Below are 14,733 nucleotides of genomic sequence, written 5' to 3'. Positions count from 1 at the left end.
GGCAATGCCGGGCGCCTCTCTTTTTATCGTGCGGCGAAGGCCGGATTGCGCCGGGCGCCCATTCTCAGCACGAAATAGATCGCCCCGCCGATTCCGACGCCGAAGAACCAGCCATAGGTGCCCCACCAATCCGGCAGGATGCTGGTGAAGGTCGGCAGAATCGAGGAGAACAGCGCGCCGACCGCAAATGCGATGAAGGCATTGCCGTGCCAGCCGTTCTGGAAGCGGAACTCGCCATTCTCATGATAGAGCGCCTCGACGTTCAGCTGGCTTTTCCGCATGAGATAGTAGTCCACCATCATGATGCCGAAGATCGGCCCCATCGTCGACCCGATGAAGTTGACGAAATGCGCCGCACCCGTCTCCCAGGGAGCAAACGGATAAAGCACGAGAGCGATCAATGCGGCAATGTATCCGCCGCGTTTGAAGTTGATCTGGCGCGGGAAGACGTTGGCGAAGTCGAAGGCCGGCGAGACGAAGTTCGCCACGACGTTGATGCCGAGCGTGGCGATCGCGAATGTCAGGGCCGCAAGCAGCGCCAGGAACCAGCTTTCGAATTTCGCCGATATCATTTCCGGATGCAGCAGAACCTCACCATAGACGGTGAAGGCCGCCGTGGTGGTGACGCCTGCGACAAGGCAGAAGGCCAGAAGGTTGATCGGCAGACCCCAGAGATTGCCCTTGCGCAGCGCCTTTTCGCTGGTTGCGTAACGCGAGAAATCGCAGAAATTCAGATAGAGTGCTGCGAAATAGGTGATCCAGGTGGCGGCCACCGCGGCAAGTGCTGCAAACGAGCCGGGCTCGCCCGGCACGCCGGCATCCTTGGTCTTCTCGATCAGCACGTCGCGCGGGATCTCCGAACCGAAGGAGAAGGTGCCCGACTTGACGACCAGATAGACGGCCAGGATCAGCATCATGATCCAGACGGCCGGACCTGCCCAATCCTGAAACTTGCGAACCGTCTCCATGCCCCGCTGGATGATAAGCAGTTGCAGCGCCCAGACGACGATGTAGCAGATAAGTTCGAGGGTCGAGTGGCCGAGCATATGGCTGTTCTGATGGAAGGCGAGCAGGCTCTCGTTGCGGATCAGAAGAGCGACGATCGCGCCGGATGCGGCGGCGGTCTGCGCGCCGTACCAGAAGCAGGCGACCACCGCCCGAACCAGGGCCGGAACATTGGCGCCGAACGTGCCGAAGGAGGCACGGGCCAGAACCGGAAAGGGTACGCCGGTGCGCACGCCGGCATTGCCGACCAGGCTCATCAGCACAAAGATGACCAGCGAGCCGATGCCGATGGCGATGACGAAATTCACGAAGCTGCCGCACAGCAGGAACAGGCTCGCCGCCAGATAGTAGCCCCACAGGCTGTGAACATCAGATGTCCAGACGTTAAAGATACTGAACGCACCCCATTTGCGCTCCTCGGCGGGTGCAAGATCCTCGTTGTATAACGAGGGAGACGGATTTCGAATGCTCATGAATGCCCTCCCATATCCCCTGAGGCCGACTCGACCCCGGACGGAAGTTTGCGCCTCATTTAGGCATCTGACAATTTAATAGTCATATTGTACACAATGTCGGTGCCCGCGCTGTACAGATCCCGCTGGGCGCCTCGCGCGGATCAGTGCGCGCCGACAACGCGTCCAGCCAGACGAAACGGGCTTGCGACTGCAGCGCCGGCCGCGTCGAAGACATAGGCGCCGACATCGCCGGCGGATGTACGCTTGCCGCTTTCGAAGGAGGCAAGCTGCGCACCGAACTTGGCGAGTGATGCATAGCGATCATGCCCCAGTCCATCGGACGCCTGGATCGAGGTGATGTCGATGACCCGGAGCCTTTCTTTCACGGCGGCCTCCTCGATAACGGGATCGTTAATATCGAGACGCCCGACGCGCGGCCGCTCCCCTGCGATGAAGCTCGAGGCCACGAGCGCCCGGTCGTCCTTGGAAACGAGCAGGGATATGGGGATCGGCATTCGCCCGATATCCGCCAGTTGGGAGCGGAAGACATCGACGTCGATGTCGGGGGCAGCGAGGATTACCGCCAGTTTGCCGACGACATCGTCGCGATGCTGCAGCGTGAGCTGGCGGACCGTCTCCATGACCAGGAACCCACCCATGCTATGTCCGAACAGGACGATGCGTTTCACCTTGCCGGAGGCCGAAAGCGAGGTGACGAGGGAATCGAGCGCGCTACGCGAGGCGAGCGCCGCATCCCGGTCAGCGACATATCCGGCAACGGCTGCAGCCGAAGGCCAGGAAAACAGGATCGGAGCCCCCGGCATTTTCGCATCCGCGGCGATCTGCGCCGTACGATAGAGCGCCTCCTGGTAACTGTAGTTGTAACCATGCACGAAGATGCCGATGGTGCCGTCCGGCTGCACCGACCGGAGCGCCTCCTCAACGAAGGCGTCCTTTGCAAGCTGCTTGCGGCCGATGACGGCAAATTGCCGTTCGGGATCCAGTGTCGAGGTCGGGTATGCGATCGTGGTACCCTTCCTGTCCGGAGGGACCGAAAATGCATATTGCTCATAGGTGAGGTTGTCGGCCCATGCGCTCCCAAAACCGCCCCGCATGGTATCGGGGGTCCTGTTCGTCGCAGCCAGCACGCTAACCCGGTTCGAAACGGCCTCATCGGCCCGAGCCTGCAGATGCACCGGCTTCAAGACATCAGGCGACGGCCTCGAGACGCAGCCCGTCAGCGCCACCAGACCGAGCGCGACCAGCACGGCAGGAGCTATCTTCGCAAGCCCGTTCAAACGTCGTTGCTCCACCGAGCGATCCCTTCGCAGGTCAAGGCGCGCAGCGGCCGCTTCGGCCGCTGCGATGGCTGACGGACTCGTTCATGCCTCTGCCGGGACATCGGCCTTGACGGCTTCGTCTCTCGGGATCCTGAACCATGCGACGTAGAGCGCCGGCAGGAACAGCAGGGTGAGCGCGGTTCCCACAACGATGCCGCCCATCATGGCGTAAGCCATCGGTCCCCAGAATATTTCGCGCGAGATCGGGATCAGCGCGAGGGTGGCAGCCGCAGCGGTTAGCATGATCGGCCGCATGCGGTGCTCGGTCGCCTCGATGACCGCCTGCCAGGCCGCAACACCCTCGGCGCGCAGATGTTCGATCTGCACGACCAGGATGACCGAGTTGCGGATCAGGATGCCGATCAGCGCCAGTATGCCGAGGATTGCGACGAAGCCCATCGGCGCATTGCTGAGCAGCAGCGCCGCCACCACGCCGATCAGCGCCGTCGGGGCGACCGCGAAGACCAGGAAGAGGCGGCTGAAACTCTGCAGCTGGATCATCAGGATCGTCGCCATGATGAACAGCATCAGCGGAGCCACCGCCGCAATCGGCCCTTGCGCTTCGGCGCTGGATTCGACCGCACCGCCCACTTCCACTTTGTATCCCACAGGCAGGCTCTTCTGGAATTCCTCGACCTTCGGCTTGAGCTGGTCGACGATCGTGGCCGGCTGCGTCGAACCAATGACGGCCGCCTTGAGGGTGATCGTCGGCTGCCGGTCACGACGCCAAATCGTCGGCTGCTCGAGCTCGTAGCGGAAATTCGCAACCGCCGAGAGCGGCACGACCTTGCCGTTGGAGGTCGAGAGCTGCAGATTCTCAAGCGTCTGGATGGAATCGCGTTCGGAAGCCCGGGCGCGCCCGACGACGTTGACCAGATAGATGTCATCGCGGATCTGTGTGGCGGTAGAGCCTTCAACGATGCCGTTGAGAGCGGTGGCGATATCCTCCGAGGAGACGCCGAGCTGGCGCGCCTTGTCCTGCAGCACATCGACCTTGACCACACGCGAGGGTTCGTTCCAATCAAGCACCATGTTCGACAGCAGCGGATGTTGCCCGACGACGCCGGCAAATTGCTGGGAGACTTCCCGGACTGTCTGGATATCGGGGCCGCTGATGCGGTACTGGACCGGCTTGCCCACCGGCGGACCGATGTCGAGAAGCTTGACGAAGGCGTCGGTGCCCGGGAAGGTTTTCGTCAGATAGTCCTGCAGTTCCGCCCGCACCTTGTCGCGCACGTCGAGGCCTTTGGTGACGATCACCGTCTGTCCGAACGACACGTCGGGCGTCTGCACGTCGAAGGAAAGGATAAAGCGCGGGGCGCCCTGGCCGACATAGGTTGTCCAGTGATCTATATCCTTGTTGCCGGCCAGCATCTCTTTTTCGAACATGGCCATCTGCCTGTTGGTCTCGGCGATCGAACTGTTATGCGGCAGGTTCCAGTCGATGATCAGCTCGGGCCTGTCAGAATTGGGGAAGAACTGCTGCTGCACCAGCCCCATGCCGCCGATCGAGAGGCCGAAGACGCCGACAGTCAGTATGATGGTGATCCAGCGCCAGCGCATCGCCAACCCCAGAAGCCAGGAGAAGACGGCGGCAAAGCGGCCCTTCTTCTCATGATGCGACTTCATGGTCTTCGGCAGGATGGTGACGCCGAGAAGCGGCGTGAACAGCACCGCCACAATCCAGGAAACGACCAGCGAAACCGCGATGACCACGAAAAGCGTAAAGGTGAATTCGCCGGCGGCGCTGTTGTTGAGACCGACGGGAATGAAGCCGGCGACGGTGACGAGCGTTCCCGTCAGCATCGGAAAGGCGGTCGACGTATAGACGTAGGTTGCAGCTTTCCTCAGATCGTCGCCCGCCTCCAGGCGGGCCACCATCATTTCGACAGCGATCATGGCGTCATCGACGAGCAGCCCGAGCGCGATAATGAGTGCGCCGAGCGAGATGCGCTGCAGCGAGATGCCGGAATATTCCATCACCACGAAGGTGATCGCCAGCACGAGCGGTATGGAGATCGCCACCACCATACCAGCGCGAAGGCCGAGGCTGATAAAGCTGATGACGAGCACGATGACGATCGCTTCGAAGAGCGCCCGGGTAAAGCCGGAAACCGCCTCATCGACGACATGCGGCTGGTCGGAAACACGGTGGACGTCCACACCGATCGGAAGATCGCCGACGACACGTTTCATCTGCGCATCGAGCCCCTCGCCGAACTGCAGCAGGTTGGCGCCCTGTTTCATGCCGATGGCAAGTCCGATCGCCGGCTGGCCGTCGAACCGGAACAGCGATGAGGGCGGGTCCACATAGCCGCGCTTGATCGTAGCGACATCGGTCAGCGGGAAGAAGCGGTCGTTGATGCGAAGGTTGATCGACCGCAGGCTTTCCTCGGAGGTAAACTGTCCGCTCACCCGCAAGGCAATACGCTCCGGCCCGGCATCGACGAAGCCGGATTGCGTCACGGCATTCTGCGCCTGCAGGGTCTGGATGACAGACTGCTGGTCGATGCCGAGGGCTGCGATCTGGCGGGTGGAGAATTCGAGATAGATCGCCTCGTCCTGCGCGCCGACCACATCGACCTTGCCGACATTAGGCACGGTCAGAACCTCGGAGCGGGCATCTTCCACAAGATCGCGAAGCTGGCGCTGGGTCAGGCCGTCACTGGTGAAGGCGTAGATGTTTCCGAACACGTCGCCAAAGCGATCGTTGAAGAAGGGACCGACGACGCCGGTCGGGAAATCGCCCTTGATGTCGGCGATCATGTTGCGGATGCGCAGCCAGGTCGGCGCGACATCCCTTGCCTTGGTGGTCGGCAGCAGTTCGACGAAGACTGTCGTCTGGCCGGCGACGGTCTCGCTCTTCGTGTAGTCGAGCGATTCCAGTTCCTGGAGCTTCTTCTCGATCCGGTCGGTCACCTGCCGCGTCACCTCATCGGCGGAGGCGCCCGGCCACTGCGCGGTGATCACCATCGTTTTGATCGTGAAGTTCGGGTCTTCCTCGCGGCCGAGATTCAGATAGGAGAAGGCGCCGGCGAGAATGAAGACGATCATGAAGTACCAGACGAGCGACCGGTGTTCGAGCGCCCAGTCGGAGAGATTGAAGGACTTCACTGGCTGATCTCCTGGTCGATCCTGATGGCCTGGCCATCCTCAAGTTTATGCACGCCGGCCACGACCACCCGTTCTCCGGGGGCAAGCCCTTCGGTGACGCGGACAGTGCCGCCATCGACGACGTCTCCGTCGATCTTCACGCGGCGGCGCGAGACTTTCTTGCCCGGCACATCGACGATCCAGACGCTCGGGCCGTCGGTGGCGGCAAGGATTGCCGAAGACGGCAGCACGATCTCCGGATCGGCGGCGATGGTGGCTAAGGCTGTGATGACGGAGCCAAGCCTGAAAGCCTCAGGCGGATCGCTGAGCGCGATCTTGGTCCGGCTCGTCCGCGTAGCCGTCTCCGCCTCCGGCGCAATCTCGCGCACGACGCCGGATGTGCGGATCGTCGGATCGAGCTGCAGCGTCACCTCGAACGGCGCACCGATGTTCAACCTCTGGGCGGCGCCCTGCGGCACGTCGACAACGGCGTCGCGCTTGTCCGGCCGCGCGATTGTCACGACGGTCTGGCCGGCGGAGACGACCTGACCGACCTCGGCCGAGGTCGCCGTCACCACCCCGTCGAATTCCGCCCGAAGCTGGGCATAACCGAGCTGCTCCTTGGCTTTGTCGAGATTGGCCTGCGCCTTGGCGACGGCAGCTGCGGCCGTGCGTCTTGCCTGCTCGGCCTCTTCGAGCGCGGCCTCGGTGCCGGAGCGCGACTCCAGCAACGCGCGCTGGCGCTGCTCGGTGGTCACGGCGTTTCTGAGCTGAGCGTCGCTGTTTTCCACGTCGGATTGGGCGCTGCGCACCGCAAGCTCCAGCCCCAGCGGATCGATGGCGGCAACCACGTCACCCTTCTTGACGACATCCCCGACATTGACATTGCGGGCGATCATTCGCCCGAGAATCCGGAAACCGAGTTCGGTCTCGATCGTCGGCTCGATCGTGCCCGTCAGGCTGAGCCTCGAAGCGGACGTCTGCTTGACGGTCATCGACAGCACCGGACGAGGCGCCTCCTTTCCGCTCTCGTCTTCCTTCGGCGCGCAAGAGGAAACCAGGGCCGTGCCCACCATCAGCGCGACTATCTTGAGACGAATACTCACTTGGAAGCTTCCTTGAGATAAGACACGATTTCACCGGGTCTGAGGAATTTGGTCCCGTCGGTCACCACGGTCTCTCCTGTCGAGACGCCCGATTTCACGATGAAGCTGCCGGTCTCGTAACCGGCAACGTCGACCGCCCTGACCGAAACTGCCGACGACGCGGGATCGACGATCCAGACGGCCGGTTTGCCATCCTTGGAGGTCATGGCCGACCAGGGCAATTGGATGACGTCCTGCGGGACGTAAGTGAATCGCCCGACGACGGGAGCGCCGAGCGGAATGGGAGCATCGCTCGTTATCGCGACCTTGACCCTGATCGTGCCGGTGGAGGAATCGATCGTCGGAGAAATTTCGCGAACCCTAGCCGTGATCTTCTGCGAAGGGGCCGACAGAAGGGTCACGGTTCCATCGCCGTCCACCGGACGCAGGAATGCGCTTTCGACCACTTCGAACACGGCGTCACGGTCGCCGTCATGAGCAAGGGTAAAGACAACCTGGGCTGCCTGCGCCACCTGCCCTACTTCGGCATTGCGCGCGGTGATCACACCGTCGGCATCCGCCTTCAACTCCGTGTAGGACAGAGTGTCCTGAGCCGTTTCCAACAGTGCCTGCGCCGACTTCGCCGATGCCTGCGCGGTCAGAAGCGCCTCTTGCGCCTGATCGAGCGCGGCACGCGTCGTCACCTGCGTTCGAAACAGACTCTGCTGGCGATCATAGGCAAGCTGCGCTTGGGTCTGCTGCGCCTCAGCGGACTGAAGATTGGCGGCGGCCACATCCAGGTCGGCCTTCTGCTCTTCCGGATCGATGCGCGCAAGCAGTTGGCCCGCCTTCACGCTCTGCCCGACCTCCACCAACCGCTCGACGATCTTGCCGCTGACGCGGAAGGACAGATCGGTCTGGATACGGGCCCGAACTTCTCCGGTCAGCGCGCCGCCCTCGGCCAGTGGCTCAGACTTGGCCACGACGACGCCGACCTGCCGCGGGATCGGCTCTGTCGGCCCGCTCGAATCGCTGCATGATCCGAGACCGATGGCGCATACGATCGCGATAGCGATCCGAATGGTTCTCATAGTTGACCTCTTGCTCTCCACGGCAGCTGCTATATAATTGACTGACGCATTAGTCAATGAAACTTTGCGCCGCAGGGACGAGTGCGCGCGCAACAGCGGGGAGGTGGGAAATGGCAGCTCAGAAGAAGCTCACAAGGGCGGAACAGAAGGCGCTACGGCCCGTCCAGATCCTGCATGCCGCCTTTGAGGAATTCGTCAAATGCGGCTTTTCCGGCACACGGGTCGAAGACATCGCCGACAGAGTCGGCGTCACCAAGGGCACGATCTACGTCTACTTCGAGACGAAGGAAAAGCTATTCGAAGCCATGATCATTCACTTCTCCGTGCCGTTTCAGGAGCTGCTCGCGATCGCCGATCGGCTGAGTGGCAGCGCTACCGACAGGTTGACGTCCATTCTCGGCCTCTTTTACGACCAAATCCCCGAGGACCGCACGACGCGCGAATTGACGCGGCTGGTCATTTCGGAGGGACAGCGTTTCCCCGACCTGATCGATCGCCACCACGATCAGTTCATCGCGCCGATCATTGCCAAGATCGACGCCCTCATCCTGGAGGGTGTGGCGGCGGGTGAGTTTCGTCCAATTCCGGTGGAATTTTCCGACATCGTAGTCGCGCCTATCCTGACGACGACGGTTCTGCGGCTGATATTCGACGACCGCCGCGTGCCCACTCCCAACAAGGAGGCCTTCCTGCGGACCTATTTCGACCTGCTGTTCAACGGCCTGCTCGCCAATCCCCTGTGATCACCAATGGCTCTCGGCGCCCGCAATCATCGCCCGTTTGCGGCAGCGCTGCGGCCAGTTATCGCCGAAAGCGGAAAAATAGGCGAAAGCGCACGTAGCTTTTCTGAAGTCTTTATGTGAAAACATCGCGTTAGCTTGTGTCTTCGAAGGCACAACCTCAATTCGCGACGGAATAAAAGTGGAACGCAAAGTCAATCTCAAGGATGTCGCGCGCGACGCTGATGTATCGCTGAGTACGGCCTCGCATGCGCTGAACGGAACCGCGCCGCTGACGGTCGAAGTGCGCGAACGGGTCCTGGATTCGGCCAAACGCTTAGGATATCTCGACCGCCGCAGGAAGAAGGCGACGATCGCGGCGCTGCGCGTCCTGCTTCTTGCCATTCCGGGCGATGCCGCGCCGGAGAGCGACCTTAACCTGGTGAGCTGGACCATCCTCAACGGCCTCAGGAAGGAGTGCGAGCGTCGCGGCATCCGGATCGTGCCTTTCGTCAGCACCGGACGGCGCATCGACGGCGCTGAGGTCAGGCAGATCGCGCTCTCCGAGCGCGCCGACGGCATCGTGGTGCTGAACGACGATCAGCCGGAACTCATCCGCAGCCTCTCTTCCCCTGATATGCCGGTTGTTATCGTCAACGGCGAGGATCCGGCCATGCTGGTCGATACGGTGACACCGGAAAACCGCTTCGGGGCGCGTCTTGGCATCGAGCATCTGCTGGCGCTCGGACATCGCCGCATCCTGCACCTGACCTGGAAGGGCCGCACGACCATCCAGCGCAGATATGACGGCTTTTCCGATGCCTATTTCGCTGCACAGCTTCCCGTGCCCGAAGACATGATCGTGGAGGCCGAAGGATATGAGCCTCGTCACGGCGAGGCTGCCATCAACGCGCTGCTCGACCGCGATCCCACGATGAAAGGTGCCACCGCCGTCTTCTGCGCCGCCGACAATCTGGCGCTCGGCTGCCTGAAGGCATTGGCCGATCACGGCATAGGCGTGCCTGAAGCGATCTCCGTGCTGGGCTTCGACGATATCGTCCCCGGCGAATTCAGCCGTCCGCCGCTTTCAACCGTCAGCGTACCTACCGACAAGCTCGGCGCTGCCGCCTTGGCGCTCATCGAACAGAGGCTGGTCGCCAACGACCCGCAGCGGCCGGCCCATCGCCTGGAACTCGGATGCCACCTCGTTCTGCGCGGCAGCATCGCCCCGCCGCGCTAAAAAAATCATCCGAAGGCGTCAAAGGCTGAAGCCTAAATTAACGCAAGCGCTCCGCCCGCAGGCGCGTATCCCGCGGGCTTTCGCCGAAGGTGCTACGATAGATGATGGAGAACCTGCCCGCATGCGCGAAGCCCCATATCGTGCAGATTTCGCGGACGGATTGCTGGTTCGTTGGATCCCGCAATTGCTCACGGGCCGCTTGCAGCCGGATCGTGCGCAGGTAACCAGCCGGCGAAGTCCCCCTGAAGGCCTTGAAGCCCGTCTGCAGGGCGCGAAGTGAAACGCCGACATCGTCCGCAACCATCGTCATGGTGAGAGGTTCGGCGATATTGGCATGCATATAGTCGATGGCACGCCGGACATGCCAAGGCGCAACCAGCGACACTTTCTTTTTTTCCAGATGGCCGGACAGGCGGTGGTGGCCAAATCGGATGACAAGATGAGCGAGCGTTTCGCTCATCGTTGCCATGGCGAGAGGAGAAGACAGAAGCGGACCGCCGTTGCGCATGCCTTGCACGATCGTCTGCACCAGGTTGCCGATAAGCTGGCCCGATTGTGTCGAAAGATCCAGGATGGGCTCAAGGTCGAGCGATTCGGACAGCGGCGTTTCCGCAAGTGAAATGAGCGCACGTTTCACGATTTTCCAGTCGAGGAAGAGGACATCCGAAGTGTGCGGACCCTGGACGAAACGATCACCGGCCTCATGGTTATTGGCCATGAGAACATAACCCGCTCCACTTTCAACCGCCCTTTTCCCAATGGACACTCGAAAGGACCCTGTCTGTGGGAGGTAGAAAGCAAGGTGTTGGGGCGTCTCATTGAGCGTTCGAACTGTCCATGAACTTTGAAAGACGGAGTGAAGGACCGTAAACCCATCGCCTCTTCTCAAGTCTGCCGCCCAACGGAAGTTTCGGTCGTTGCCCAGCGGTTGTGCGGCAAAAACCCCATAACCGGTCGACAATGTTTTAACCATCGACTCGAAGTCGTGGCCTTGGTGCGTCGGTGCGAACTCATAATCCTCGCGCTCAGGAGCGCGCGCCGTGTTCTCGTACCTCATGCAGCTCGATCCTCTCTTTCAGCACCCGCCTCCCCATGGCCGAACGTTCCATCCCGCTCAGGCTTGAGTGGTGGCGAATGGGTTCTCCTCCAAACGCACGGACCCGCTCTTTGAGTCCCTGAAATAAGCTCATCTCGGCTGGCTTGGCCAATCTTGATGAGGTAAGCAAGCTCGGCAAACGAGGGACCGAATCCCCTCATTTGACAGAAGCAACACGCCCCTTCAATGTGCTTCACACTCACAGTGTAAATCAAAACGATCTGCAAATGAAGTATGATCCGCTAGAACATGTTGCCACGCATTTTTTGCGCGATGCACAACCGGCCCGGGTGGCGTCCCGCAACGAGCGGGACCTCTTGCGGTTGATCTGGAAATCCCCAGGGATCGAGCGCTCCGACCTGACCGAGCCGCTCGACCTCACCCAGCAATCCCTGCACAGGATCGTCGCGCGGCTTCATGAGCGAGGAATGATCGTCTTTTCCCATGCCGAAGCCCGGCGGGCGGGCCCGCCCAGCCCGGAACTGACCCTTCGAAAAGACTGGTGTCTGACGCTCGGAATCGCCGTCAACGTCGGCTCGATCGGCCTCTGTCTCATGGGTTTCGGCGAACCTCTGGAGAATATGGAAATCCCGCAGGCAGGCGACTTGCTGTCGGTGGAATTGGAACGGATCGAAGCGGCAGTCGAAGACATTCTTGCCCGCCGGGGCGCCAAACGCCGAGACATTCTCGGCGTCGGCCTTGCGGTCGCCGGCCACCGTATGCTGGAGACTGCCTTCAATTGTCCTCTGCCGCTTGCTCATTGGTCACTGATCGATCTCGCACCTTTGCTCGGGAAGCAGCTTGCCTTGCCGGTCTGGGCGGACAATGTCGCCAGGACCGCAGCCTTGGCGGAAGCGATCTTCGGCGTTGGCCGAGATGCCGCGGATTTTGCTTATATTGCCCATCTTCACGGCTACGGTGGCGGCCTGGTTTCCGGAGGCATGCCGTTTCGCGGCAGTTTCGGCAACGCCGGCGAATTCTCCGTTCTCTTTGCGCGTGAGGACTATGACGACCGTCCCGCACTCAACCAGTTGCTCGAACATCTTCGCGCCAAAGGGCGCCCGGGCCTGACCCTGAACGACCTGAAGAACGAAGAACTGGTGGGTTGGGACGGCGTCGAGGAGTGGGTCGACCGGGTCATGCCGGCCCACAATCGCGCCATCAATGCGATCTGCGCGATCTTCGATCCGGCGCTCATCGTCCTTGGCGGCGAGCTTCCGCATTCCCTTGCGAGAATGCTGATCGAACGGACCGAATTCAACAATCTGCCTCGTCACGGCGCAGTGCGCGACGTTCCGCAGCTTGCAGTTGCGGATATCATTGATGCTCCCGGCGCGATTGGCGCGGCCTTGATCCCACTCTTCGAAACAGTTTTGTGAGGCTCCGGCAGTCAAGCCCGTGCTTCCAACTCTGCATCCCCTCGTGCCGGGGCACGCAAGAATGCGTGACGGCGTCGCTAAGAAGGACTGAATCGCACCGCAGGATCAAGTTTGGCGCGCATCAGCCGGCGCGACGAGATTGGAAGCACTCAGCTCAGAACGGACGACGCGTTAGAATTCATCACTTCATCCCTGTACCTGCAATGCCTGTCGTGATGTATTTCTGCAGGAACAGGAAGACGACGGTGACGGGTAGCAGGCTGAGGAAGGTCATCGCCAGTATATAGTGCCACTGGACCGAGAACTCGCCCTGGAATGCGTTCAGACCGACCTGCAGGGTGAAATTCTCACGGCTGTTGAGAACGATGAGCGGCCAGAGGAAGTCGTTCCAGCGCCAGAGCACCGAAAAGATCGCCAGCACCGCAAGCGCCGGCGCTGTCAGCGGCAGGATGATGCGCCAGAAGATGCAGAATTCGCTCGCTGCATCGACGCGCGCCGCCTCGATCAATTCGTCGGGGATGGTCAGCATATATTGCCGCAGCAGGAAGACGGCAGTCGGAGAGGCGATCGTCGGCAGGATGACGCCCCACAGATTGTCGGCAAGCCCGACCCCGACGATGACGAGATAGGCCGGCACCATGACGACGGCGAGCGGGATCATCAGGGTCGAGATGATGATGACGAAAACCGTCGTGTCGCCGCGGAACTTATATTTCGACAGCGCAAAGGCGGCCATGGCGTTGACGATCAGCGTCAGCAGCGTCGCGACCACGGTGACGAACACTGAATTCTTCAAGAAGGTCAGGAAGCTGAAGCGCGTCAGCGGGTCGGTGTAATTCTCGGTGGCGACGGTCAGATGCTGGACCGGCGTGATCCCCTTCACGTCGACGCTGACCGGCTGTCCCGGATTTGCCGGATCGACCATCTGGGCTTTGAGGCCGATGCGCCGCACCATGGCCATTTCGCGCGGCTGACCGTCGAGCGTGACCTGCCACAGGCTGAGCGGCTTGTCGAAGCCGGGCACGGTCTGCTCCACGGCGGCGCGCGGAAGCAGCGTCGGCGGAAAGCGGGTGATTTCGGCCGCCGGCTTCAGCGAGGAAAGTCCCGCCCAGACGACGGGAACGAGCACCGCCAGTGTTCCGCCAATCAGCCAGACCCATGACAGAATATCGGTGATGTCGATGCGTCCGGCCCGGCGCGTGCGCGTCATGAAGCGGATCGGGTTCATAGAGCTGTTCATTCAGGACTCCATTCGCTTGCCGAGGCGCAGTTGTATGAGGGTGAGAACCAGAAGCACCAATCCCATCAGAACCGAGGCGGCTGAGGCAAGGCCGAAGAGGCGGAGATCGCTGCTGAAGGCCATCTGGTAGATATATTGGACGATGAAGCTGTTGGCCGTGCCGGGCCCGCCGCCATTCGTCAGAACCCAGGCCTCGTCGAAGATCTGCACGGATTTGATCATCAGCAGGATGAAGACGACGAGCAGGTTCGGCGCAAGCAGCGGCAGCGTGATCCTGAAGAGGGTGCGGCGCGGCGAAGCGGCGTCGATGGAGGCGGCCTCGTAGAGTTCCTTCGGGATCGCCTGGAGACCGGCGAGCAGGATGAGGGTGTAAAAGCCCATATGGAACCAAACCGACACCACGACGACGAAGAAACGCGACCAGCCGACATCCAGCAGGAAAATCTCAGGCGGCACGCCAATCATCTGGAAGAAGGCGTTCAACAGCCCGTTGCGATCGAGGAACCATTTCCAGATCAGGCCGATGACAACGGGCGACAGCAAGACGGGATAGAAGAACATCGCTCGGAAGAAGCCGCGTGCAAAGATCGCCCTATTGAGGATCAATGCCGTGATCAGTGCCACCAGCAATGTGGCGGTGACGTTCAATGCCACGAACCAGAGCGTGTTCCAAACCGCCGTCCAGAACAGCGATTCCTGGCAGGTTCCCGGCTGCAGATAATTGCCGCAGGAAAGCAGGGCGCGGAAATTGTCGAAGCCGACGAAGGGCCGCTCCGAGACGAAAAGATTGGTGCCGCCGGTAAAGGCGTAGCCGACCGCGATCGCGATCGGAAGGAATGTGAAGATAGCGAAGAGAACGAGGTTCGGCGCCAGGAATAGCCAGGGCATGCGCTTGCGGCCGAAGATGCGCTCGACCGCATTCATCGGAGCCTCGACCACCCTCATCGCCATGTCGCCCGCCTGGGAGAGCAATGCACCAGCAGCAGCCAT

The 14,733-nt window shown here is 61.3% G+C and carries 11 protein-coding genes; 3 read left to right on the top strand and 8 right to left on the bottom strand.

All coding sequences use genetic code 11. The annotated features are described in order from the left end of the window. Window positions 1-23 precede the first annotated feature (23 nt). The 5 genes from OS035_RS03840 to OS035_RS03820 form a co-directional block, all read right to left on the bottom strand. The gene (locus OS035_RS03840) at window positions 24-1,478 is read right to left on the bottom strand and encodes an NCS1 family nucleobase:cation symporter-1 (protein ID WP_097628076.1); all 1,455 of its coding nucleotides are present in this window, start codon (window positions 1,476-1,478) and stop codon (window positions 24-26) included. Window positions 1,479-1,621: 143 nt separating this feature from the next. Then, a complete protein-coding gene (locus OS035_RS03835; RefSeq protein WP_097628077.1) occupies window positions 1,622-2,773 on the bottom strand; it encodes an alpha/beta hydrolase in 1,152 nt (383 codons plus the stop codon). 69 nt (window positions 2,774-2,842) lie between these two features. After that, entirely contained in the window at window positions 2,843-5,914 is a 3,072-nt protein-coding gene (locus OS035_RS03830; RefSeq protein WP_183779661.1) for an efflux RND transporter permease subunit, read from the bottom strand. Further along, window positions 5,911-6,999 (bottom strand): efflux RND transporter periplasmic adaptor subunit, encoded by a 1,089-nt coding sequence (locus tag OS035_RS03825; protein ID WP_097628079.1) that lies wholly within the window; start codon window positions 6,997-6,999, stop codon window positions 5,911-5,913. Before OS035_RS03825 ends, OS035_RS03830 begins: the two co-directional genes overlap by 4 nt. Next, window positions 6,996-8,069 carry an efflux RND transporter periplasmic adaptor subunit gene (locus tag OS035_RS03820; protein ID WP_097628080.1) on the bottom strand — a complete coding sequence of 358 codons (1,074 nt, stop codon included), beginning with the start codon at window positions 8,067-8,069 and terminating at the stop codon, window positions 6,996-6,998. The genes OS035_RS03825 and OS035_RS03820 overlap by 4 nt, the downstream gene beginning before the upstream one ends. A gap of 110 nt (window positions 8,070-8,179) precedes the next feature. On the opposite strand from OS035_RS03820, the gene OS035_RS03815 reads away from it, so the two are divergent. After that, window positions 8,180-8,812: a TetR/AcrR family transcriptional regulator gene (locus tag OS035_RS03815; RefSeq protein WP_097628081.1), complete on the top strand. Its 633-nt coding sequence runs from the start codon at window positions 8,180-8,182 to the stop codon at window positions 8,810-8,812. Between the two features lie 178 nt (window positions 8,813-8,990). Then, window positions 8,991-10,028, top strand: a complete 1,038-nt coding sequence (locus OS035_RS03810) for a LacI family DNA-binding transcriptional regulator (protein ID WP_097628082.1) — start codon at window positions 8,991-8,993, stop codon at window positions 10,026-10,028. 37 nt (window positions 10,029-10,065) lie between these two features. Here OS035_RS03810 and OS035_RS03805 read toward each other — a convergent pair whose 3' ends face one another. Further along, on the bottom strand, window positions 10,066-11,085 hold the full coding sequence (locus tag OS035_RS03805; protein WP_097628083.1) for an AraC family transcriptional regulator: 1,020 nt from the start codon (window positions 11,083-11,085) through the stop codon (window positions 10,066-10,068). 266 nt (window positions 11,086-11,351) lie between these two features. On the opposite strand from OS035_RS03805, the gene OS035_RS03800 reads away from it, so the two are divergent. Then, on the top strand, window positions 11,352-12,503 hold the full coding sequence (locus OS035_RS03800) for an ROK family transcriptional regulator (protein ID WP_183854023.1): 1,152 nt from the start codon (window positions 11,352-11,354) through the stop codon (window positions 12,501-12,503). A 181-nt stretch (window positions 12,504-12,684) separates the two neighbouring features. On the opposite strand, the gene OS035_RS03795 is transcribed toward OS035_RS03800, so the two are convergent. Beyond that, window positions 12,685-13,731 (bottom strand): carbohydrate ABC transporter permease, encoded by a 1,047-nt coding sequence (locus OS035_RS03795; protein ID WP_179867155.1) that lies wholly within the window; start codon window positions 13,729-13,731, stop codon window positions 12,685-12,687. Between the two features lie 12 nt (window positions 13,732-13,743). Further along, a complete protein-coding gene (locus tag OS035_RS03790; RefSeq protein WP_097628086.1) occupies window positions 13,744-14,733 on the bottom strand; it encodes a carbohydrate ABC transporter permease in 990 nt (329 codons plus the stop codon).

It is taken from the genome of Rhizobium sp. 268 (genome assembly GCF_036571585.1).
Classification (GTDB): domain Bacteria; phylum Pseudomonadota; class Alphaproteobacteria; order Rhizobiales; family Rhizobiaceae; genus Rhizobium; species Rhizobium redzepovicii.
Note: the sequence above shows the minus strand (reverse complement) of the source record. Positions and strands in the feature narration are given on the sequence as shown.

What these genes read in the sequence shown, in the direction of transcription:
- OS035_RS03795 (WP_179867155.1), bottom strand. Translation starts at nt 13,731, where the DNA reads ATGAACCCGATCCGCTTCATGACGCGCACGCGCCGGGCCGGACGCATC.
- OS035_RS03805 (WP_097628083.1), bottom strand. Translation starts at nt 11,085, where the DNA reads ATGAGGTACGAGAACACGGCGCGCGCTCCTGAGCGCGAGGATTATGAG.
- OS035_RS03790 (WP_097628086.1), bottom strand. Translation starts at nt 14,733, where the DNA reads ATGGCTGCTGCTGGTGCATTGCTCTCCCAGGCGGGCGACATGGCGATG.
- OS035_RS03820 (WP_097628080.1), bottom strand. Translation starts at nt 8,069, where the DNA reads ATGAGAACCATTCGGATCGCTATCGCGATCGTATGCGCCATCGGTCTC.
- OS035_RS03800 (WP_183854023.1), top strand. Translation starts at nt 11,352, where the DNA reads ATGAAGTATGATCCGCTAGAACATGTTGCCACGCATTTTTTGCGCGAT.
- OS035_RS03840 (WP_097628076.1), bottom strand. Translation starts at nt 1,478, where the DNA reads ATGAGCATTCGAAATCCGTCTCCCTCGTTATACAACGAGGATCTTGCA.
- OS035_RS03815 (WP_097628081.1), top strand. Translation starts at nt 8,180, where the DNA reads ATGGCAGCTCAGAAGAAGCTCACAAGGGCGGAACAGAAGGCGCTACGG.